Source organism: Enterobacter sp. NFIX59, assembly GCF_900113755.1.
In the GTDB taxonomy this organism is placed as follows: Bacteria; Pseudomonadota; Gammaproteobacteria; order Enterobacterales; family Enterobacteriaceae; genus Enterobacter; species Enterobacter pseudoroggenkampii.
Map to the genome: position 1 here is coordinate 24,497 of NZ_FOQN01000006.1, position 19,469 is coordinate 43,965.

The 19,469-nt window shown below is 55.8% G+C and carries 17 protein-coding genes; 10 read left to right on the plus strand and 7 right to left on the minus strand.

What is annotated here, in order from left to right; translation table 11 throughout:
- Positions 1-30 precede the first annotated feature (30 nt).
- The 9 genes from atpD to phoU all read left to right on the plus strand — a co-directional run bounded on the left by atpD (position 31) and on the right by phoU (position 10,343).
- Positions 31-1,413 carry a F0F1 ATP synthase subunit beta gene (gene atpD / locus BM007_RS18470; RefSeq protein WP_006177559.1) on the plus strand — a complete coding sequence of 461 codons (1,383 nt, stop codon included), beginning with the start codon at positions 31-33 and terminating at the stop codon, positions 1,411-1,413.
- A gap of 20 nt (positions 1,414-1,433) precedes the next feature.
- Positions 1,434-1,853: a F0F1 ATP synthase subunit epsilon gene (locus BM007_RS18475; protein ID WP_006177560.1), complete on the plus strand. Its 420-nt coding sequence runs from the start codon at positions 1,434-1,436 to the stop codon at positions 1,851-1,853.
- A 138-nt stretch (positions 1,854-1,991) separates the two neighbouring features.
- A complete protein-coding gene (gene glmU, locus BM007_RS18480; protein WP_090420275.1) occupies positions 1,992-3,362 on the plus strand; it encodes a bifunctional UDP-N-acetylglucosamine diphosphorylase/glucosamine-1-phosphate N-acetyltransferase GlmU in 1,371 nt (456 codons plus the stop codon).
- A gap of 238 nt (positions 3,363-3,600) precedes the next feature.
- Entirely contained in the window at positions 3,601-5,430 is a 1,830-nt protein-coding gene (glmS, locus tag BM007_RS18485; protein ID WP_023309792.1) for a glutamine--fructose-6-phosphate transaminase (isomerizing), read from the plus strand.
- A 321-nt stretch (positions 5,431-5,751) separates the two neighbouring features.
- Complete coding sequence (pstS, locus tag BM007_RS18490; RefSeq protein WP_024907884.1) at positions 5,752-6,792, plus strand: phosphate ABC transporter substrate-binding protein PstS; 1,041 nt, start codon at positions 5,752-5,754, stop codon at positions 6,790-6,792.
- Positions 6,793-6,920: 128 nt separating this feature from the next.
- Positions 6,921-7,880, plus strand: a complete 960-nt coding sequence (gene pstC, locus BM007_RS18495) for a phosphate ABC transporter permease PstC (RefSeq protein ID WP_024907883.1) — start codon at positions 6,921-6,923, stop codon at positions 7,878-7,880.
- Positions 7,880-8,770 carry a phosphate ABC transporter permease PstA gene (pstA, locus tag BM007_RS18500; protein ID WP_024907882.1) on the plus strand — a complete coding sequence of 297 codons (891 nt, stop codon included), beginning with the start codon at positions 7,880-7,882 and terminating at the stop codon, positions 8,768-8,770. The genes pstC and pstA overlap by 1 nt, the downstream gene beginning before the upstream one ends.
- A 47-nt stretch (positions 8,771-8,817) precedes the next feature.
- Positions 8,818-9,591 (plus strand): phosphate ABC transporter ATP-binding protein PstB, encoded by a 774-nt coding sequence (pstB, locus tag BM007_RS18505; protein WP_008500183.1) that lies wholly within the window; start codon positions 8,818-8,820, stop codon positions 9,589-9,591.
- A gap of 26 nt (positions 9,592-9,617) precedes the next feature.
- A complete protein-coding gene (phoU, locus tag BM007_RS18510; RefSeq protein ID WP_008500182.1) occupies positions 9,618-10,343 on the plus strand; it encodes a phosphate signaling complex protein PhoU in 726 nt (241 codons plus the stop codon).
- A gap of 85 nt (positions 10,344-10,428) precedes the next feature.
- Here the strand turns inward: phoU and yieH are convergent, their stop codons facing one another.
- Positions 10,429-11,094 (minus strand): 6-phosphogluconate phosphatase, encoded by a 666-nt coding sequence (gene yieH, locus BM007_RS18515; RefSeq protein WP_090420279.1) that lies wholly within the window; start codon positions 11,092-11,094, stop codon positions 10,429-10,431.
- 165 nt (positions 11,095-11,259) lie between these two features.
- On the opposite strand from yieH, the gene adeP reads away from it, so the two are divergent.
- Positions 11,260-12,597 (plus strand): adenine permease AdeP, encoded by a 1,338-nt coding sequence (adeP, locus tag BM007_RS18520; RefSeq protein WP_023309797.1) that lies wholly within the window; start codon positions 11,260-11,262, stop codon positions 12,595-12,597.
- 92 nt (positions 12,598-12,689) lie between these two features.
- Here the strand turns inward: adeP and BM007_RS18525 are convergent, their stop codons facing one another.
- The 6 genes from BM007_RS18525 to yidC all read right to left on the minus strand — a co-directional run bounded on the left by BM007_RS18525 (position 12,690) and on the right by yidC (position 19,469).
- Positions 12,690-13,256, minus strand: a complete 567-nt coding sequence (locus BM007_RS18525; RefSeq protein ID WP_014833835.1) for an NADPH-dependent FMN reductase — start codon at positions 13,254-13,256, stop codon at positions 12,690-12,692.
- A 36-nt stretch (positions 13,257-13,292) separates the two neighbouring features.
- Positions 13,293-14,039 carry a 4'-phosphopantetheinyl transferase family protein gene (locus BM007_RS18530; RefSeq protein ID WP_090420282.1) on the minus strand — a complete coding sequence of 249 codons (747 nt, stop codon included), beginning with the start codon at positions 14,037-14,039 and terminating at the stop codon, positions 13,293-13,295.
- A gap of 122 nt (positions 14,040-14,161) precedes the next feature.
- Positions 14,162-15,133: an HTH-type transcriptional regulator YidZ gene (gene yidZ / locus BM007_RS18535; RefSeq protein WP_024907877.1), complete on the minus strand. Its 972-nt coding sequence runs from the start codon at positions 15,131-15,133 to the stop codon at positions 14,162-14,164.
- Positions 15,102-16,277: an MFS transporter gene (locus tag BM007_RS18540; RefSeq protein WP_061716264.1), complete on the minus strand. Its 1,176-nt coding sequence runs from the start codon at positions 16,275-16,277 to the stop codon at positions 15,102-15,104. Before BM007_RS18540 ends, yidZ begins: the two co-directional genes overlap by 32 nt.
- A 111-nt stretch (positions 16,278-16,388) precedes the next feature.
- Entirely contained in the window at positions 16,389-17,753 is a 1,365-nt protein-coding gene (mnmE, locus tag BM007_RS18545) for a tRNA uridine-5-carboxymethylaminomethyl(34) synthesis GTPase MnmE (protein ID WP_021242672.1), read from the minus strand.
- Positions 17,754-17,825: 72 nt separating this feature from the next.
- Entirely contained in the window at positions 17,826-19,469 is a 1,644-nt protein-coding gene (gene yidC, locus BM007_RS18550; protein ID WP_090420285.1) for a membrane protein insertase YidC, read from the minus strand.

Consider the following 19,469-nt stretch of genomic DNA (forward strand, 5'->3'; position numbering starts at 1 on the left):
CAGGTTTACGAATTACGTAGAGGATTCAAGATGGCTACTGGAAAGATTGTCCAGGTAATCGGCGCCGTGGTGGACGTCGAGTTCCCTCAGGACGCCGTACCACGCGTGTACGACGCGCTTGAGGTACAGAATGGTAACGAGAGCCTGGTGCTGGAAGTTCAGCAGCAGCTCGGCGGCGGTATCGTGCGTACCATCGCGATGGGTTCTTCCGACGGTCTGCGTCGTGGTCTGGAAGTAAAAGACCTTGAGCACCCGATCGAAGTCCCGGTAGGTAAAGCAACACTGGGTCGTATCATGAACGTATTGGGTCAACCAATCGACATGAAAGGCGACATCGGTGAAGAAGAGCGTTGGGCTATCCACCGCGCGGCACCTTCCTACGAAGAGCTGTCCAGCTCTCAGGAACTGCTGGAAACCGGTATCAAAGTTATCGACCTGATGTGTCCGTTCGCGAAGGGCGGTAAAGTCGGTCTGTTCGGTGGTGCGGGCGTAGGTAAAACCGTAAACATGATGGAGCTGATCCGTAACATCGCGATCGAGCACTCCGGTTACTCTGTGTTTGCGGGCGTAGGTGAACGTACTCGTGAGGGTAACGACTTCTACCACGAAATGACCGACTCCAACGTTCTGGACAAAGTATCCCTGGTTTACGGCCAGATGAACGAGCCACCAGGAAACCGTCTGCGCGTTGCGCTGACCGGTCTGACTATGGCTGAGAAATTCCGTGACGAAGGCCGTGACGTTCTGCTGTTCGTTGATAACATCTATCGTTACACCCTGGCCGGTACGGAAGTATCTGCACTGCTGGGGCGTATGCCTTCAGCGGTAGGTTATCAGCCTACGCTGGCGGAAGAGATGGGTGTTCTTCAGGAACGTATCACCTCTACCAAAACCGGTTCTATCACCTCCGTTCAGGCGGTATACGTACCTGCGGATGACTTGACTGACCCATCACCAGCCACCACCTTTGCGCACTTAGATGCAACCGTGGTACTGAGCCGTCAGATCGCGTCTCTGGGTATCTACCCGGCCGTTGACCCGCTGGACTCCACCAGCCGTCAGCTGGATCCACTGGTTGTTGGTCAGGAACACTACGACACCGCGCGTGGCGTACAGTCCCTGCTGCAGCGTTACCAGGAACTGAAAGACATCATCGCCATCCTGGGTATGGATGAACTGTCTGAAGAAGACAAACTGGTGGTAGCACGTGCGCGTAAGATCCAGCGCTTCCTGTCCCAGCCATTCTTCGTTGCGGAAGTATTCACCGGTTCTCCGGGTAAATACGTTTCCCTGAAAGACACCATCCGTGGCTTTAAAGGCATCATGGAAGGCGAATACGATCACCTGCCGGAGCAGGCGTTCTACATGGTTGGTTCCATCGACGAAGCCGTGGAAAAAGCCAAAAAACTTTAACGCCTTAATCGGAGGGTGATATGGCAATGACTTACCACCTGGACGTCGTCAGCGCAGAGCAACAAATGTTCTCTGGTCTGGTCGAGAAAATCCAGGTAACGGGTAGTGAAGGTGAACTGGGTATCTTCCCGGGTCACGCACCGCTGCTCACCGCCATTAAGCCTGGTATGATCCGCATCGTTAAACAGTTCGGTCACGAAGAGTTTATCTATCTGTCTGGCGGCATTCTTGAAGTGCAGCCTGGCAGTGTGACCGTTCTGGCCGATACCGCTATCCGTGGCCAGGATCTCGACGAAGCGCGAGCCCTGGAATCGAAGCGTAAGGCTGAAGAGCACATTAGCAGCTCTCATGGTGACGTGGATTACGCTCAGGCGTCTGCGGAGCTGGCCAAAGCGATCGCGAAACTGCGCGTTATCGAGTTGACCAAAAAAGCGATGTAACACCGGCTTGAAAAGCACAAAAGCCAGTCTGGATACCAGGCTGGCTTTTTTTTTCGGCCTTAATTCATGATGAAAAAGATGTAGAATTTTAAGCATCAAACGTTTTTACTTCTCACTCAAACTACCGTCAGGATGCGTATGTCAAACAGTGCGATGAGCGTGGTGATCCTTGCCGCAGGCAAAGGGACCCGCATGTATTCCGATCTTCCTAAGGTGCTCCACACGCTTGCAGGAAAGCCAATGGTGCAGCATGTCATTGATGCAGCGAATGAACTGGGTGCGAGTCAGGTCCACCTGGTCTACGGCCACGGTGGAGATCTGCTTAAAAAGACGCTGAGCGATGACAAGCTCAACTGGGTGCTTCAGGCCGAACAGTTGGGTACAGGCCATGCGATGCAGCAGGCAGCGCCCTTCTTTGCGGATGACGAAGACATTTTGATGCTCTACGGCGATGTCCCGCTGATCTCCGTTGAAACACTGACTCGCCTGCGTGCAGCCAAACCGCAGGGCGGCATCGGTTTGTTGACCGTCGTGCTGGACGATCCGAGCGGTTATGGCCGCATCACCCGTGAAAACGGTAACGTCACGGGTATTGTTGAGCATAAAGATGCCAGCGACGAACAGCGCAAGATTCAGGAGATCAACACCGGTATCCTGATTGCCAATGGCGCGGATATGAAGCGCTGGCTGTCCAAACTCAACAACAACAACGCGCAGGGTGAATACTACATCACCGACATCATTGCGATGGCGTACCACGAAGGGCGTGAAATTGCCGCCGTTCATCCGGCGCGCATCAGCGAAACGGACGGTGTGAACAACCGCCTGCAGCTTTCTCGTCTTGAGCGTATTTATCAGTCCGAGCAGGCTGAAAAACTGCTGCTGGCGGGCGTGATGCTGCGCGATCCGGCGCGTTTCGATCTGCGTGGTTCGTTATCTCACGGGCGTGACGTTGAGATTGATACTAACGTTATCCTCGAGGGTAACGTGACGCTGGGCAACCGCGTCAAAATTGGCACCGGCTGCGTGATTAAAAACAGCGTCATCGGTGACGACTGCGAAGTCAGCCCGTACAGCGTGGTGGAAGATGCCCGTCTGGATGCCGCCTGTACCATCGGCCCGTTTGCACGTCTGCGCCCGGGCGCTGAGCTGCTGGAAGGCGCTCACGTGGGTAACTTCGTGGAAATGAAAAAAGCGCGTCTGGGTAAAGGCTCGAAAGCCGGTCATCTGACCTATCTTGGCGACGCGGAAATTGGCAATAACGTGAATATTGGTGCAGGGACGATTACCTGTAACTATGACGGCGCGAATAAGTTTAAAACCATCATCGGTGATGACGTGTTCGTTGGCTCCGATACGCAGCTGGTGGCGCCTGTTACCGTGGGTAACGGGGTGACCATTGCCGCCGGAACAACCGTCACGCGCGATGTGGCCGAGAACGCGCTGGTGTTAAGCCGCGTTCCGCAGGTCAGCAAGCAGGGCTGGAAACGCCCGGTGAAGAAAAAGTAACGGATTTACCCCTCACCCTAACCCTCTCCCCACAGGGGAGAGGGGATCGTTCGGTGCGGTGTTTTTCTCCCTCGCCCCTTTGGGGAGAGGGCCGGGGTGAGGGGATAATATAATCCTCCCCCCACAAGCAGTACCCATAAAAATAACCCCACTCTCTACAAGGCTCGGGGCGCCCGGAAAGGGCAAATACAGGTCAGCGACAACGCAGGCATAATGCCTAAATTCGGAATCTAAAATTATGTGTGGAATTGTTGGCGCAGTTGCGCAGCGTGATATTGCTGAAATCCTTCTCGAAGGTTTACGTCGTCTGGAATACCGTGGTTACGACTCAGCCGGTCTGGCTGTCGTCGATGCAGAAGGCCATATGACCCGTCTGCGTCGTCTCGGAAAAGTGCAGATGCTGGCCCAGGCCGCGGAAGAACATCCGCTGCACGGTGGTACCGGTATTGCGCACACCCGCTGGGCGACGCACGGTGAACCGTCTGAAGGTAACGCGCACCCGCATGTGTCTGAACACATCGTGGTCGTGCACAACGGCATTATCGAAAACCACGAACCGCTGCGCGAAGAACTGAAAGCGCGCGGCTATACCTTCGTCTCTGAAACTGACACCGAAGTGATTGCTCACCTGGTGCACTGGGAGCTGGAGCAGGGCGGCACACTGCGTGATGCGGTGCTGCGTGCTATCCCTCAGCTGCGCGGTGCGTACGGTACGGTGATCATGGATTCCCGCGACCCGTCCACGCTGCTGGCCGCGCGTTCCGGTAGCCCGATGGTTATCGGTCTGGGCATGGGCGAAAACTTCATCGCCTCTGACCAGCTGGCGCTCCTGCCGGTTACCCGTCGCTTTATCTTCCTCGAAGAGGGTGATATCGCGGAAGTGACTCGCCGCAGCGTGACCGTATTCGATACCAAAGGCGAGCAGGTGAAACGTCAGGAGATCGAATCGAATCTGCAGTACGACGCGGGCGACAAAGGGGCTTACCGTCACTACATGCAGAAAGAGATTTACGAGCAGCCAAACGCCATCAAAAACACCCTGACCGGGCGCATCAGCCACGGTGAAGTGGATCTTAGCGAGCTGGGCGCAAACGCGAACGAACTGCTTGGCAAGGTCGAGCATATTCAGATCGTGGCCTGCGGCACCTCCTACAACTCCGGTATGGTTTCTCGCTACTGGTTTGAATCCCTGGCGGGCGTGCCGTGCGATGTGGAAATCGCGTCTGAATTCCGCTATCGCAAATCTGCGGTGCGTCGTAACAGCCTGATGATCACCCTTTCCCAGTCTGGCGAAACGGCGGACACGCTGGCCGCGCTGCGTCTCTCTAAAGAGCTGGGTTACCTGGGCTCGCTGGCCATCTGTAACGTTCCTGGCTCTTCTCTGGTGCGTGAATCCGATCTGGCGCTGATGACCAAAGCAGGCACCGAAATCGGCGTGGCCTCCACCAAAGCGTTTACCACGCAGCTGACCGTTCTGCTGATGCTGGTGGCGAAGCTGGCGCGTCTGAAAGGCGAAGATGCTTCCGTTGAGCACGACATCGTTCACGGCCTGCAGGCGCTGCCGAGCCGCATTGAGCAGATGCTGTCTCAGGACAAACGCATTGAAGCGCTGGCGGAAGACTTCTCTGATAAACATCACGCCCTGTTCCTGGGTCGTGGCGATCAGTATCCGATTGCGCTGGAAGGCGCGCTGAAGCTGAAAGAGATCTCCTACATTCACGCTGAAGCCTATGCGGCAGGCGAGCTGAAACACGGCCCGCTGGCGCTGATTGACGCGGATATGCCGGTCATCGTTGTGGCACCAAACAACGAACTGCTGGAAAAACTGAAATCTAACATCGAAGAAGTCCGCGCCCGCGGTGGTGTCCTGTACGTCTTCGCCGACAAAGATGCCGGTTTTGTCAGCAATGACAACATGCACATCATCGAGATGCCGCATGTGGAAGAGGTGATTGCACCCATCTTCTACACCGTTCCGCTGCAGCTGCTGGCCTATCACGTTGCGCTGATCAAAGGCACCGACGTCGACCAGCCGCGTAACCTGGCGAAATCGGTTACCGTAGAATAATCCCTTCAGGCTCCACCTTCGGGTGGAGCTTTTTTATCCTGCCTGGTTTGTTTTTCATCAATCCTTTCTCATTTTTAATAATGACAATTTGTCATCTTCAGCTACTTTTTTCAGTGTCACATAAAGAAAATATTTCTGAAAACGTCTTGTCATAAATGTGGCTAACGCATTGAAAAATAAGCTTTATTTTACTGTTTTTTAAGTGAAGTTTTCATTGTCATAAAACTGTCATAATTCGTACATTTATCTGTCACCTGTTTGTCCTATTTTGCTCATCGTAGCCACTAAACAACGATTTACGAAAATCTTGCAGGAGACATTATGAAAGTTATGCGTACCACTGTCGCAACTGTTGTCGCCGCGACCTTATCTCTGAGCGCGTTCTCTGTATTTGCAGAAGCAAGCCTGACTGGCGCTGGTGCAACCTTCCCTGCGCCGGTGTATGCCAAATGGGCGGATACCTACCAGAAAGAAACCGGTAACAAGGTTAACTATCAGGGTATCGGCTCCTCCGGTGGCGTTAAACAAATTACCGCGAACACGGTTGATTTCGGCGCGTCTGACGCTCCGCTGTCTGATGACAAACTGGCTCAGGAAGGCCTGTTCCAGTTCCCGACCGTGATCGGTGGCGTAGTCCTGGCCATCAACCTGCCGGGCGTGAAGTCGGGCGAGCTGGTGCTGGACGGCAAAACCCTGGGTGACATCTACCTGGGCAAAATCAAAAAATGGGATGACGAAGCGATCGCTAAACTCAACCCAGGCCTGAAGCTGCCTTCTCAGAACATCGCCGTGGTTCGCCGCGCGGATGGTTCTGGTACCTCTTTCGTGTTCACCAGCTACCTGGCAAAAGTGAACGAAGAGTGGAAATCTAAAGTCGGCTCCGGCTCTACCGTTAACTGGCCAACCGGTCTGGGCGGTAAAGGTAACGACGGTATCGCTGCGTTCGTACAGCGTCTGCCTGGCTCCATCGGCTACGTAGAGTATGCGTATGCGAAGCAGAACAACCTGTCCTACACCAAACTGGTTTCAGCCGACGGCAAACCGGTTAGCCCAACCGAAGAGAACTTTGCTAACGCAGCGAAAGGCGCTGACTGGAGCAAATCGTTCGCGCAGGATCTGACTAACCAGAAAGGCGAAGGTGCATGGCCAATCACCTCTACCACCTTCATCCTTGTTCACAAAGAGCAGAAGAAACCTGAGCAGGGCACCGAAGTGCTGAAGTTCTTCGACTGGGCATACAAAAACGGCGGCAAACAGGCTAACGCTCTGGATTACGCCACCCTGCCGGACAACGTGGTTGAGCAGATTCGCGCTGCATGGAAAACCAACGTGAAAGACAGCAGCGGTAAAGCGCTGTACTAACAGGATATATTTAACGAAGATGGCGGGTGGCGCTGCGCTTACCCGCCCTACGGTTTAAGCTGTAGGCCCGGTAAGCGTTAGCGCCACCGGGCATATTCGTAAAAACGTCTCAAACAGAAGAGTAATTTATGGCTGCAACCAAGCCTGCATTTAACCCTCCGGGTAAAAAAGGTGACATGATTTTCAGCGCGCTGGTTAAACTGGCTGCGCTGATTGTGCTATTGCTGCTGGGCGGCATTATCGTGTCTCTGATTTTCTCCTCATGGCCGAGCATCCAGAAATTCGGTTTCTCCTTCCTGTGGACCAAAGAGTGGGACGCGCCGAACGATATCTACGGCGCCCTGGTGCCGATTTACGGCACGCTGATGACCTCGTTCATCGCCCTTCTGATTGCGGTTCCGGTGAGCTTTGGTATTGCCCTGTTCCTGACGGAGCTGGCGCCGGGCTGGCTGCGGCGCCCGCTGGGTATTGCCATCGAACTGCTGGCGGCCATTCCAAGTATCGTCTACGGCATGTGGGGCCTGTTCATCTTTGCACCGCTGTTCGCCACATACTTCCAGGAACCGGTCGGTAACGTTCTTTCTGCCATTCCGTTTGTGGGGGCCCTGTTCTCTGGCCCGGCTTTCGGTATTGGCATTCTGGCGGCAGGTGTGATCCTCGCCATCATGATTATTCCGTACATTGCGGCGGTCATGCGCGATGTCTTCGAACAAACGCCGGTGATGATGAAAGAGTCGGCCTACGGTATCGGCTGCACCACCTGGGAAGTGATCTGGCGCATCGTCCTTCCGTTCACCAAAAATGGGGTGATCGGGGGCGTGATGCTGGGCTTAGGTCGTGCGCTGGGTGAAACCATGGCGGTCACCTTTATCATCGGTAACACCTACCAGCTCGACAGCGCGTCGCTCTACATGCCGGGTAACAGTATTACCTCGGCGCTGGCGAATGAATTTGCGGAAGCGGAATCGGGGCTGCACGTGGCGGCGCTGATGGAGCTGGGTCTGATTCTGTTCGTTATCACCTTCATTGTTCTGGCGATTTCCAAGCTGATGATTATGCGTCTCGCTAAAAATGAGGGGGCACGCTAATGGCTACTCTCGAAATGCAAGCTACCGCTGAACTGGCGGAATCTCGCCGTAAAATGCAGGCCAGACGCCGCATGAAAAACCGCATTGCCCTGACGCTCTCTATGGCGACGATGGCATTCGGCCTGTTCTGGCTGGTCTGGATCCTCTTCTCGACGGTCGTTCGCGGAATTGACGGAATGTCACTGTCGCTGTTCACCGAAATGACGCCGCCGCCGAACACGGCGGGTGGTGGCCTGGCGAATGCCCTGGCGGGCAGCGGACTGCTGATCCTCTGGGCGACGGTCTTTGGCACGCCGCTGGGCATCATGGCGGGCATCTACCTGGCAGAATACGGTCGTAAATCCTGGCTGGCGGAAGTCATTCGCTTCATCAACGACATTCTGCTGTCTGCACCGTCTATCGTCGTGGGTCTGTTTGTATACACCGTGGTGGTGGCGCAGATGGAACACTTCTCCGGCTGGGCGGGGGTGATTGCACTGGCGCTGCTGCAGGTACCGATTGTAATTCGAACCACCGAGAACATGCTGAAACTGGTGCCGGACAGCCTGCGTGAAGCGGCTTATGCGCTGGGTACGCCGAAATGGAAGATGATCTCGGCGATTACGCTGAAGGCATCGGTCTCTGGGATCATGACCGGTATCCTGCTGGCGGTTGCGCGTATCGCGGGTGAAACGGCGCCGCTGCTGTTTACGTCCCTCTCCAATCAGTTCTGGAGCACGGATATGATGCAGCCGATCGCCAACCTGCCGGTGACGATCTTTAAATTTGCGATGAGCCCCTTCGCGGAATGGCAGCAGCTGGCTTGGGCCGGGGTGCTGATCATTACCCTTTGCGTACTGTTGCTGAACATTCTGGCGCGCGTCATTTTCGCGAAGAAGAAACACGGTTAATTTTTTACGGCGCGGCAGATCGCGGCGCCGAATGAGGAAATGAGTCAATGAGTATGGTTGATACTGCCCCGGGTAAGATTCAGGTTCGTGATTTGAACTTCTACTACGGCAAATTCCATGCCCTGAAGAACATCAACCTGGATATCGCAAAGAACCAGGTCACGGCATTTATCGGTCCGTCCGGCTGTGGGAAATCCACGCTGCTGCGTACCTTTAACAAAATGTATTCGCTCTATCCGGAGCAGCGTGCTGAAGGGGAAATCATCCTCGACGGCGAAAACATTCTGACCCAGGCTCAGGATATTGCCCTGCTGCGCGCCAAAGTGGGGATGGTGTTCCAGAAACCCACACCGTTCCCGATGTCCATTTATGACAACATCGCCTTTGGCGTTCGCCTGTTTGAAAAGCTCTCCCGTGCCGATATGGACGAGCGCGTGCAGTGGGCTTTGACCAAGGCCGCATTATGGAACGAAACCAAAGATAAGTTGCACCAGAGCGGTTACTCTCTCTCCGGTGGTCAGCAGCAGCGTCTGTGCATTGCGCGCGGTATTGCGATTCGCCCTGAAGTGTTGCTGCTGGATGAGCCGTGTTCAGCGCTGGACCCGATCTCAACCGGCCGCATTGAAGAGCTGATCACCGAGCTGAAGCAGGATTACACCGTGGTTATCGTGACCCATAACATGCAGCAGGCTGCACGTTGTTCCGATCACACGGCGTTTATGTACCTGGGTGAATTGATTGAGTTCAGCAACACGGACGATCTGTTCACTAAGCCCGCGAAGAAACAAACCGAAGATTATATTACTGGCCGCTACGGTTGATTTGCCTTAGTGCATGTGGAGAAACCATGGACAACCTCAATCTTAATAAACATATTTCAGGCCAGTTCAACGCAGAGCTGGAAAGCATCCGCACGCAGGTGATGACCATGGGTGGCATGGTTGAGCAGCAGCTTTCTGATGCAATTACGGCAATGCACAACCAGGACAGCGAGCTGGCGAAGCGCGTCATTGAAGGCGACAAAAACGTCAACATGATGGAAGTCGCTATCGACGAGGCCTGCGTGCGCATTATCGCGAAACGTCAGCCGACGGCGAGCGACCTGCGTCTGGTGATGGCAATCATCAAAACCATCGCCGAGCTGGAGCGTATTGGTGACGTGGCCGATAAAATCTGCCGCACCGCGCTGGAGAAGTTCTCTCAGCAGCACCAGCCGCTGCTGGTGAGTCTGGAGTCGCTGGGCCGTCACACCGTGCAGATGCTGCACGACGTGCTGGATGCCTTTGCGCGTATGGACCTGGACGAAGCGGTGCGTATCTACCGTGAAGACAAGAAGGTCGACCAGGAGTATGAAGGCATCGTGCGTCAGCTGATGACCTACATGATGGAAGATTCCCGTACGATCCCAAGCGTACTGACTGCCCTGTTCTGCGCGCGCTCCATCGAGCGTATCGGCGACCGCTGCCAGAACATTTGCGAATACATTTTCTACTTCGTGAAGGGTCAGGACTTCCGTCACGTGGGCGGCGACGAGCTGGATAAGCTGCTGGCGGGTAAAGATCCGAAAGAGTAATGTTTGTGGCGGGTGGCACTAGCGCTTACCCGCCCTACTAGCCCTGTAGGCCGGATAAGCGCTAGCGCCATCCGGCTTTGTTTTTTCAGCGAGTAATATCCCACCCGCGCGCCTTCCACAGCGCGGGCAACTGCGCCAGATCGGTGAAGGTCGTGACTTTTGGATGATCGATCGGCTTGTTGTGCGGGTCGGCGCAGAAGTAAAACACCTCCATTCCCGCATCAATCCCCGACTGCGCGCCCGCAGATGAGTCATCCACCAGAATGCAGTTCTCTACGTTGACGCCCATCGCTTTCGCCGCATGGAACATCAGTGCCGGGTCCGGCTTCCAGCGCTGGATATCGTAGCCGCTGAACAGCTTTTCCGGGAAATGGTGCAGCATCTCAAGCTTGCCCAGCGAGTGCTGCATTTTGCTGACCGGACCGTTAGAGACGACGCAGATTGGCACCGTCATCGCATCCAGCAGCGCGTTAGCCCCGGAGATAACTTCCAGCTCTGAATCGAACAGGCGTGCGACCTCGGCGCGGTACACCGGTTCCAGATCCGCTTTCGCCAGTTCCACTCCGTGTTCTTCGTTAATGATGTCGATGATCTCGTAGAGCTTCACGCCCTTAAAGCGTTTAAACACCTCTTCGAGTTCCAGCGTAATGCCAAATTCCTGGAACATAGTGACATACGCGCGGGAACAAATGACCTCACTGTCGACCAGCGTACCGTCGCAGTCGAAAAATACCGCTTCAATTCCGGACATGCCTTTCCCTTTTAACCAGTTTAACGTTTACGTACGGCAGTTCGCCGAAACGCAATCGTTGCCGTATAAGCAAAATCAATGAAAAAAGTATCACGTAACCGCCACTATTGTCGCATTTTGGTATAGGATAGCGACGAATTTTCCCTCCTTGTTCGGAAATTGATGATGAGTCAACAACACACTACCCAGACGTCTGGTCAGGGTCTGCTTGAGCGCGTTTTCAAACTGCGCGAGCACGGCACAACGGCACGCACCGAAGTGATCGCGGGTTTCACCACCTTCCTGACGATGGTCTATATCGTTTTTGTGAACCCTCAAATTCTGGGCGTTGCTGGCATGGATACCAGCGCCGTCTTTGTAACCACCTGCCTGATTGCGGCCCTTGGCAGCATTCTGATGGGTGTGTTCGCTAACCTGCCGGTCGCGCTGGCCCCGGCGATGGGTCTGAATGCGTTCTTCGCGTTCGTGGTCGTTCAGGCGATGGGTCTGCCGTGGCAGGTGGGTATGGGCGCCATCTTCTGGGGCGCGGTTGGTCTGCTGCTGCTGACCATTTTCCGCGTGCGTTACTGGATGATTGCGAACATTCCTGTGAGCCTGCGCGTGGGCATCACCAGCGGTATCGGTCTGTTCATCGGTATGATGGGGCTGAAAAACGCCGGCGTTATCGTGGCGAACCCGGATACGCTGGTGAGCATCGGTCACCTGACCTCTCATAACGTGCTGCTGGGCGTGCTGGGCTTCTTTATCATCGCGATCCTGGCTTCCCGCAATATTCACGCGGCGGTGCTGGTGTCCATCGTGGTCACCACCCTGCTGGGCTGGATGCTGGGCGACGTTCACTATAACGGTATTGTCTCCGCGCCACCGAGCGTCTCTACAGTGATTGGTCACGTCGATCTGGCGGGTTCCCTGAACCTGGGCCTGGCGGGCGTGATTTTCTCCTTCATGCTGGTCAACCTGTTTGACTCCTCCGGTACGCTGATTGGCGTGACCGACAAAGCGGGTCTGGCGGATGAAAAAGGGAAATTCCCGCGCATGAAGCAGGCGCTGTTTGTGGATAGCGTCTCCTCTGTAACCGGTGCTTTTATCGGAACCTCGTCTGTTACCGCGTACATTGAATCTTCTTCCGGCGTGTCCGTGGGCGGCCGTACCGGCCTGACGGCGGTGGTCGTGGGTATTCTGTTCCTGCTGGTGATCTTCCTCTCTCCGCTGGCGGGTATGGTTCCACCGTACGCGGCGGCGGGCGCGCTGATCTATGTGGGGGTGCTGATGACCTCCAGCCTGTCACGCGTGAAGTGGGATGATTTAACCGAAGCGGTGCCGGCGTTTATTACCGCCGTGATGATGCCGTTCAGCTTCTCCATTACCGAAGGTATCGCGCTGGGCTTTATCTCTTACTGCGTAATGAAGATCGGTACCGGCCGCTTCCGCGACCTCAGCCCATGCGTGATTGTTGTGGCGCTGCTGTTTGTGCTGAAGATTGTGTTTATTGACGCCAAATAAACAGTAAGCCCTTTTCTTCGAAAAGGGCTTTAGTGTTTGTTCCCTCTCCCCGTGGGAGAGGGTCAGGGTGAGGGCATCAGGCCGCAATGATCTTACGCCTTCACTCGCTTAATATAATCCCCGAACGCCGTCAGCTGGCCAGAGAGATGGTCGCGCGTGCTCTGATCCACCACCTCACCCGTTTGCGGGTCGACCTTATTCTGAATCACTCCGCCCATAAATTCCGGCTTGTTCATAACCATCGCATCGAGGAATACCAGGATCTGGCGCAGGTGATACTGGCAGCGCGCGCCGCCAATCGCGCCCATGGAGCTGGTCTGGATCAGCACCGGTTTGCCTGACAGCGGCTGCTCAGGTAAACGGGACAGCCAGTCGATGGCATTCTTCAGGCCACCCGGAACCGAGTAGTTATACTCTGGCGTGACGATGACCACGCCGTCAGCTTGGCGGATCTGTTCGGCCAGCGCCTCAACGCTCTGCGGGAACCCTTCTTCCTGCTGGACATCCGCATCATACAGCGGAATATCGCCAATAGACGGCAGGGCGCTAATTTCCATACCTGCAGGCGCCAGCTGTGGCAGCGTGCGGGCTACCATCCCGTTAAATGAACCTTTGCGGAGGCTTCCCAGTAAAGTAACGACTTTCAACGTATCAGACATGATTACTCCTGTTTCATCATGATGACCCTGATTGGATCAGCTAAGGGTGAATGCTTTTTCTGCCGGTAAACTGGTTAAACGCATCAGGCGTGCGGCGGGCTCGTTGGCGCGCTCGGGCACATCAGGAAGGCTACGCCATCCCTGTTGAGTGTCAAATTCCCAGATTTTCATGCGTTCGATGGCGGGGGTAACCGCAATGGACCAAATGAGCACATCCTCTGCGTCACTGAGCGCCTCTACCAGCGTGGCCTGAGTGGCACGAAGACGTCCGGAGCCTGGCAGCAGCTGCAGCAGGCTGGCGTCGTCTGAGGCGCATCCACAGAGCTTGCGAATGCTCTGGCGTAAGGTAATGAGCTGGGCTCTGGCTTCGACAGGATCGTTCTGGTTGCGGACCCACAGCTTCTCATTGCTGGAGAGCGGATAGTCTTCATGCGCATTACCGCCATGGAAGCTGCGCGTCGCGCGCTGAAGTTCCATATCGAGCCCACAATCCCCTTCGGTGGTCAGTGCGACGCCAATGATATTGCCCGCGTAGGCAATCGAAAAACGAGGGAGATCCGGGTCGGCAAAGACCGGACGGCCTTCGGGTTGGGTAATGATATCCGGCAGCTCGCTGGTGCCGTACAGCATAAACAGCAATTCTGCGAGAAGCGCTCTGGACGCTAAAAACCGCGTCCTGCGGTGTTCCGGGAGAGTGAGTGCTTCAGTGTGACAGGCTGAAGAAATTCTTGCCGATACGAGACGTCCTTCCGTAAGTATCCCTCTTGCAAAGTGCGTAGCCATTTTTCGCTCCTTGATAATGGTCGTAATCGGTTAAACGGTTACATGATTATCGCTTAACTTGACTCCTGTTTTAATCAGTAAATGGGAGTAAGAGAAGCCTTAGGACCGAACTTTACATTTTCTTAGGCAAAAATTGGATCGCTCGCACCGTACAGCGCCTTGATGGTCTCCCGCAGCCACAGGATTTTCGGATTATGACTGTTCCGTTTATGCCAGATCAGCGTGAAGGGAACGGTAAGCTTTTCAGCCTGCGCTTCATCAATGGGAATAGGAAGCGCGATCAGCTTCCGCTGGTGGAGTTCATTGTAGTGATGGCAGTAGTGCGGAGCCGTGGCGATATAGTTATGGTTGGGCTGCGCCGCCATAAACATCGCCTGTTCAAAGCCCGGCAGGCTCATGGCGATCGTGCGCTCGCGTCCCATCTCCTTTAGCACCTCATCAAGCGCCCAGGTGTCGCTGCGTTCCCAGAAGATGCTGATATGGGGATAGCGCAGGAAGGTCTCCAGATTCCACTCTTGCTGAAGCGCCGGATGATCCTCGCGCAGATAGACGCAGGGGCGATCGCTGAACAGAATTTCGTAGTCGATAAACCACGGCATCAGCTTAAGCAGTTCGCGGGATCGCGGATGCGTTTCACGCCCGGTGAAGCCCAAATCCACCTCGCCACGCGTAATCGCGTCCAGCGAGTCGTAATCCCACTGACGCATTTTCACCGTAGCCTGCGGATAGCGCTGGTTCACCTGCTCCAGCAGAGTATTGAAGCGGATCAGCATCAGCGGCGTTTCCGCGGCCAGCACGAACGTCAGCCCGCCCGGAGAATCATGGTGGAATTTATCGAGGATTTGGTTGCCGATTTGCATCCAGTCAGCCAGATCCTGCTCAAGACTTACCGTCAGTGGCGTCGGCAGCAGCCCTAGCGGTGTTTTGACAAACAGCGGGTCGTCAAACCAGTCGCGCAGCTTGGCCAGCGATTTGCTCACCGCCGACGGCGTCACGTTCATCCGCTTCGCCGCTTTGGTGACGCTGCGCTCCTGCAGCAAAAGCTGCAGGCACAGCAACAGGTTAAGATCGAGACTGCTGATGGGCTTCTTCATAGTGCGCCGCGGGCCGGATGACCATAAGTAAGGTAATGCACACTATGCTACAGCCAATCAGAACCCCGATCAGCATATTCAGCGCGTTAAGCCCGATGACCGCCGCCAGCCAAATCCACAGCGACGAGCCGCAGACCTGCGCGATCCCCAGCACCGAGCTTGCTACGCCTGCCCGCAGCGAGAAGGGGCCAAGCGCCTGGCTCATCGCCACGCCAAAGCCAACCGAGAACCCGGCGCAAATAAGGGTAATACCCACCAGCATCACTGCATGTGAGCTGGTGGTCGCCAGGATCGCGCCTGCCGTGAGGAATAAAACCTGTGAGGTCAGCATCAGCGTGCGCTGGCTGAAAACATTTAGCGCAAATGGGGTAGAGAACGAGACCGCCATACTGACCATCGCGGTTAATGCCATCACCGTTGAATACTCACCGCGATCGAAGCCCATGGTTTCCATCAGTAAAACCGGGGAAACGTTTACATAGGTCAGGATCACCGCCACGCTTAACGTGGTCACGGCCAGACGGCTGAGGAAAAAGCGGTTGAGAAGCTTCTCTGCCGGGTGAATGGTGGCAGTATGGCCGGTATTCTGCGAGCCCGGGTGGGTCTCTTTCAGCACGGCGATGGATAAGGTAAACACCAGCGCGCCCATGGCCGCCATGGTCCAGAACAGGCTCTGCCACGGGAATTTCAGCATGATCAGATATCCCACGACCGGGGCCAGCACCGGGATGATGCAGGTAATACCGTTCAGCATCGAGAGTACCTTAGCGCGACGCTGGGCGCTTAGGGTGTCGCGCAAAATGGCAAACGCCACCACGTAGCAACCGCCAGCGCCAATACCCTGGATAAACCGTCCGGTCAGGAACACGGTGCTGTTCTGCGCCTGCGAGCAGAGAAGAGAAGCCAGGGCAAAAATGATGGCGCCGGTTATCGCGACAGGCTGACGGCCTGCCTTATCCGCTATCTTCCCGGCAAAGACCATCGACGACGCCATCCCGGCGAGGTAGGCCGAAAACGCGATGTGCAGCTGCGCCTCGCTGGCACCCAGATCGCGGGCGATGTGCGGTAACCCCACCAGATACATATCAATACCAGACGGATAAAGCAGAACTAATGCGAAACTACAAAACAGAAAACGCGCCATAAACCCCCCATAGATGCAGGCATGCAGGATAGGGGGTGAAAAGGGATTAGGCGAGTTGCCATTTGGACAATGGTGATTTCCCGGGAGGAAATCACCATTAATTAGCGGGCATTACTTACCAATACAGAAGCTCGAGAAGATCCTTCCCAGCAGATCGTCCGACGTAAACTCCCCGGTGATCTCGCTCAGATTCTGCTGCGCCAGGCGCAGCTCTTCCGCCAGCAGTTCACCCGCCCACGCGCCGATCAGCTGTGCTTTACCCTGAACAAGGTGATTTGCCGCCTCTTCCAGCGCCTGCAGGTGACGACGACGCGCCAGGAAGCCGCCTTCCATGCTGGTGTCAAAGCCCATGCTCTGCTTGAGATGGTTACGCAGGTCGTCAACGCCTTCACCGGTCCGCGCCGACAGGCGAATCAGTGAGTGACCATTCACATCGCTGATGCCGAGCGTTTCGCCGGTCACGTCCGCTTTGTTACGCACCACGGTGATTGGCAGTTTCGCCGGCAGACGGGCGATAAAGTCTGGCCAGATCTCAGCCGGGTCAACGGCGTCGGTGGTGGTGCCGTCCACCATAAACAGCACGCGGTCGGCCTGCTCGATCTCCTGCCAGGCGCGTTCGATACCGATGCGCTCCACTTCGTCGCTGGCATCGCGCAGGCCCGCTGTGTCGATAATATGCAGCGGCATCCCGTCGATGTGGATATGCTCGCGCAGCACGTCGCGGGTGGTCCCGGCAATGTCGGTCACGATCGCCGCTTCACGGCCCGCCAGGGCATTCAGCAGGCTCGATTTCCCGGCGTTAGGGCGTCCGGCAATCACCACCTTCATCCCTTCGCGCAGCAGGCTGCCCTGGCGCGCTTCGGCACGGACGGCGTCGAGATCGGCCATCACCTGGTTGAGCTGGGCTTCGATTTTGCCGTCAGAGAGGAAGTCGATCTCCTCATCCGGGAAGTCGATAGCCGCTTCCACGTAGATGCGCAGGTGAGTAAGTGCTTCCACAAGGTGATTCACACGCGCGGAGAATGCCCCCTGCAGCGAGTTCAGGGCGGAGCGGGCCGCCTGTTCAGAGCTGGCGTCGATCAGGTCAGCAATCGCCTCCGCCTGCGCCAGGTCGAGCTTGTCGTTGAGGAAGGCACGCTCGGAGAACTCGCCCGGCTTCGCAATGCGCAGGCCAGGCAGGGTCAGGATACGTTTTAACAGCAGGTCGAGGATAACCGGGCCGCCGTGGCCCTGAAGCTCCAGCACGTCTTCACCGGTAAAAGAGTTCGGGCCGGGGAACCACAGCGCAATGCCCTGGTCCAGCGGCGTGCCGTCGGTGTCCTTAAACGGCAGGTAATCAGCGTAGCGCGGCTTTGGCAGTTTACCCAGCACCGCTTCGGCCACCTCGCGCGCCTTCAGGCCGGAGATACGCAGAATGCCTACACCACCGCGTCCCGGTGGGGTTGCCTGGGCGACGATAGTGTCGTTATGGCTCATGGTTGCTCTCGTTCAATACAAATAAAAAAGGCGGTCAATCGACCGCCCTTATTTTAGCGTTAACTTACCGAATCAGGACTTTTTCTTTTCGCGGCTATGCAGGCCACGTTTTTCCAGACCACGGTAAATCAGCTGCTGCTGGATGATGGTCACCAGGTTGCTGACGATATAGTACAGCACCAGACCTGACGGGAACCACAGGAAGAACACGGTGAAGATGACCGGCATAAAGGTCATGATCTTCTGCTGCATCGGGTCGGTCACGGTGGTCGGCGACATCTTCTGGATGAAGAACATCGTCACGCCCATCAGGATCGGCAGGATGTAGTACGGGTCCTGTGCGGACAGGTCATGGATCCACAGGGCGAACGGCGCGTGGCGCAGCTCAACGGAACCCATCAGCATGTAGTACAGCGCAAGGAAGATTGGCATCTGAATCAGCAGCGGGAAGCAACCACCCAGTGGGTTCACTTTCTCTGCTTTGTACAGGGCCATCATCTCCTGGCTCTGACGCTGTTTGTCATCGCCCAGACGCTCACGCATTGCCTGAATCTTCGGCTGCAGCATGCGCATCTTCGCCATGGAGGTGTACTGCGCTTTGGTCAGCGGGTACATGATGCCACGAACGATGAAGGTGATAACGATGATGGAGAAGCCCCAGTTACCCAGGAAGCTGTGGATGAACTTCAGCAGCTTAAACAGCGGCTGAGAGATGAACCACAACCAACCGTAATCTACGGTCAGATCCAGGTGCGGCGCGACAGCGGCCATTTTGTCCTGAATTTCCGGGCCGACCCACAGGGTGCTTGCCAGCTTACCGGTTTGACCCGGCTGTACCAGAACCGGCTGAGATTTGTAGCCGATGGCTGCAAGACCGTTACCCAGGTTCGCGGTATAGAAGTTGTTGGTACCGTCGTTATTTGGCACCCACGCAGTGGCGAAATACTGCTGCAGCATTGCCACCCAACCGCCTTTAGCGCTGACGTTCAGGTTTTCGTTATCGGCAATGGTGTCGAATTTGTATTTCTCATACTTCGCGTCTGGCGTGGAGTACGCCGCGCCACGGAAGGTATGCAGCGCAAAGTTGCTGCTTCCGGTGTCACGGTGAGACGGCAGATTGATGGACTGCTTCAGCTGGCCAAAGGTCGACAGCTCCAGCGGTTTCGCACTGGCGTTCTGTACGCTGTAGCCCACGTTCACCGCATACTCACCGCGTTTCAGGGTGAAGGTTTTGGTGAAGGTGTTGCCTGCGGCGTCGGTGTACGTCATCGGGATCGCGAGTTCGTTCTGACCATCAGCCAGCACAAAGGTGTCGTTCTCGACGGTATACAGTGGACGCGCACCGTTAGCCGGGTTATCCGGGCCGTCACGACCGGTCAGGCCGCTCTGCGCCTGGTAGATGAACTCAGGCGTGGTTTCCAGTAACTGGAACGGTTCGTTAGACTTCAGCTCTTTCGGGTAGGTTAACAGCAGCGCCTGCTCAACATCACCACCACGGGTGTTGATAGTCAGCTCAAGCACATCGGTCTTAACCGTAATCTGTTTCCCCTGGCCACTGGCCGGTACGCCCTGGTCGGCGGCGCTACCCGCTGCGGTGGTCGTAGTCTGCGTGGTCTGCTGCTGGGGTTGAGGATTTTTATCCTGCTCCCATGCCTGCCAGATCATGAAAGACACGAACAACAAAGCGATGATAAGAAGATTGCGTTGCGAATCCAT

Bases quoted from the DNA above. Each gene is read 5' to 3' on its own strand.
- atpD (WP_006177559.1), top strand. From the start codon at position 31: ATGGCTACTGGAAAGATTGTCCAGGTAATCGGCGCCGTGGTGGACGTC.
- BM007_RS18475 (WP_006177560.1), top strand. From the start codon at position 1,434: ATGGCAATGACTTACCACCTGGACGTCGTCAGCGCAGAGCAACAAATG.
- glmU (WP_090420275.1), top strand. From the start codon at position 1,992: ATGTCAAACAGTGCGATGAGCGTGGTGATCCTTGCCGCAGGCAAAGGG.
- glmS (WP_023309792.1), top strand. From the start codon at position 3,601: ATGTGTGGAATTGTTGGCGCAGTTGCGCAGCGTGATATTGCTGAAATC.
- pstS (WP_024907884.1), top strand. From the start codon at position 5,752: ATGAAAGTTATGCGTACCACTGTCGCAACTGTTGTCGCCGCGACCTTA.
- pstC (WP_024907883.1), top strand. From the start codon at position 6,921: ATGGCTGCAACCAAGCCTGCATTTAACCCTCCGGGTAAAAAAGGTGAC.
- pstA (WP_024907882.1), top strand. From the start codon at position 7,880: ATGGCTACTCTCGAAATGCAAGCTACCGCTGAACTGGCGGAATCTCGC.
- pstB (WP_008500183.1), top strand. From the start codon at position 8,818: ATGAGTATGGTTGATACTGCCCCGGGTAAGATTCAGGTTCGTGATTTG.
- phoU (WP_008500182.1), top strand. From the start codon at position 9,618: ATGGACAACCTCAATCTTAATAAACATATTTCAGGCCAGTTCAACGCA.
- yieH (WP_090420279.1), bottom strand. From the start codon at position 11,094: ATGTCCGGAATTGAAGCGGTATTTTTCGACTGCGACGGTACGCTGGTC.
- adeP (WP_023309797.1), top strand. From the start codon at position 11,260: ATGAGTCAACAACACACTACCCAGACGTCTGGTCAGGGTCTGCTTGAG.
- BM007_RS18525 (WP_014833835.1), bottom strand. From the start codon at position 13,256: ATGTCTGATACGTTGAAAGTCGTTACTTTACTGGGAAGCCTCCGCAAA.
- BM007_RS18530 (WP_090420282.1), bottom strand. From the start codon at position 14,039: ATGGCTACGCACTTTGCAAGAGGGATACTTACGGAAGGACGTCTCGTA.
- yidZ (WP_024907877.1), bottom strand. From the start codon at position 15,133: ATGAAGAAGCCCATCAGCAGTCTCGATCTTAACCTGTTGCTGTGCCTG.
- BM007_RS18540 (WP_061716264.1), bottom strand. From the start codon at position 16,277: ATGGCGCGTTTTCTGTTTTGTAGTTTCGCATTAGTTCTGCTTTATCCG.
- mnmE (WP_021242672.1), bottom strand. From the start codon at position 17,753: ATGAGCCATAACGACACTATCGTCGCCCAGGCAACCCCACCGGGACGC.
- yidC (WP_090420285.1), bottom strand. From the start codon at position 19,469: ATGGATTCGCAACGCAATCTTCTTATCATCGCTTTGTTGTTCGTGTCT.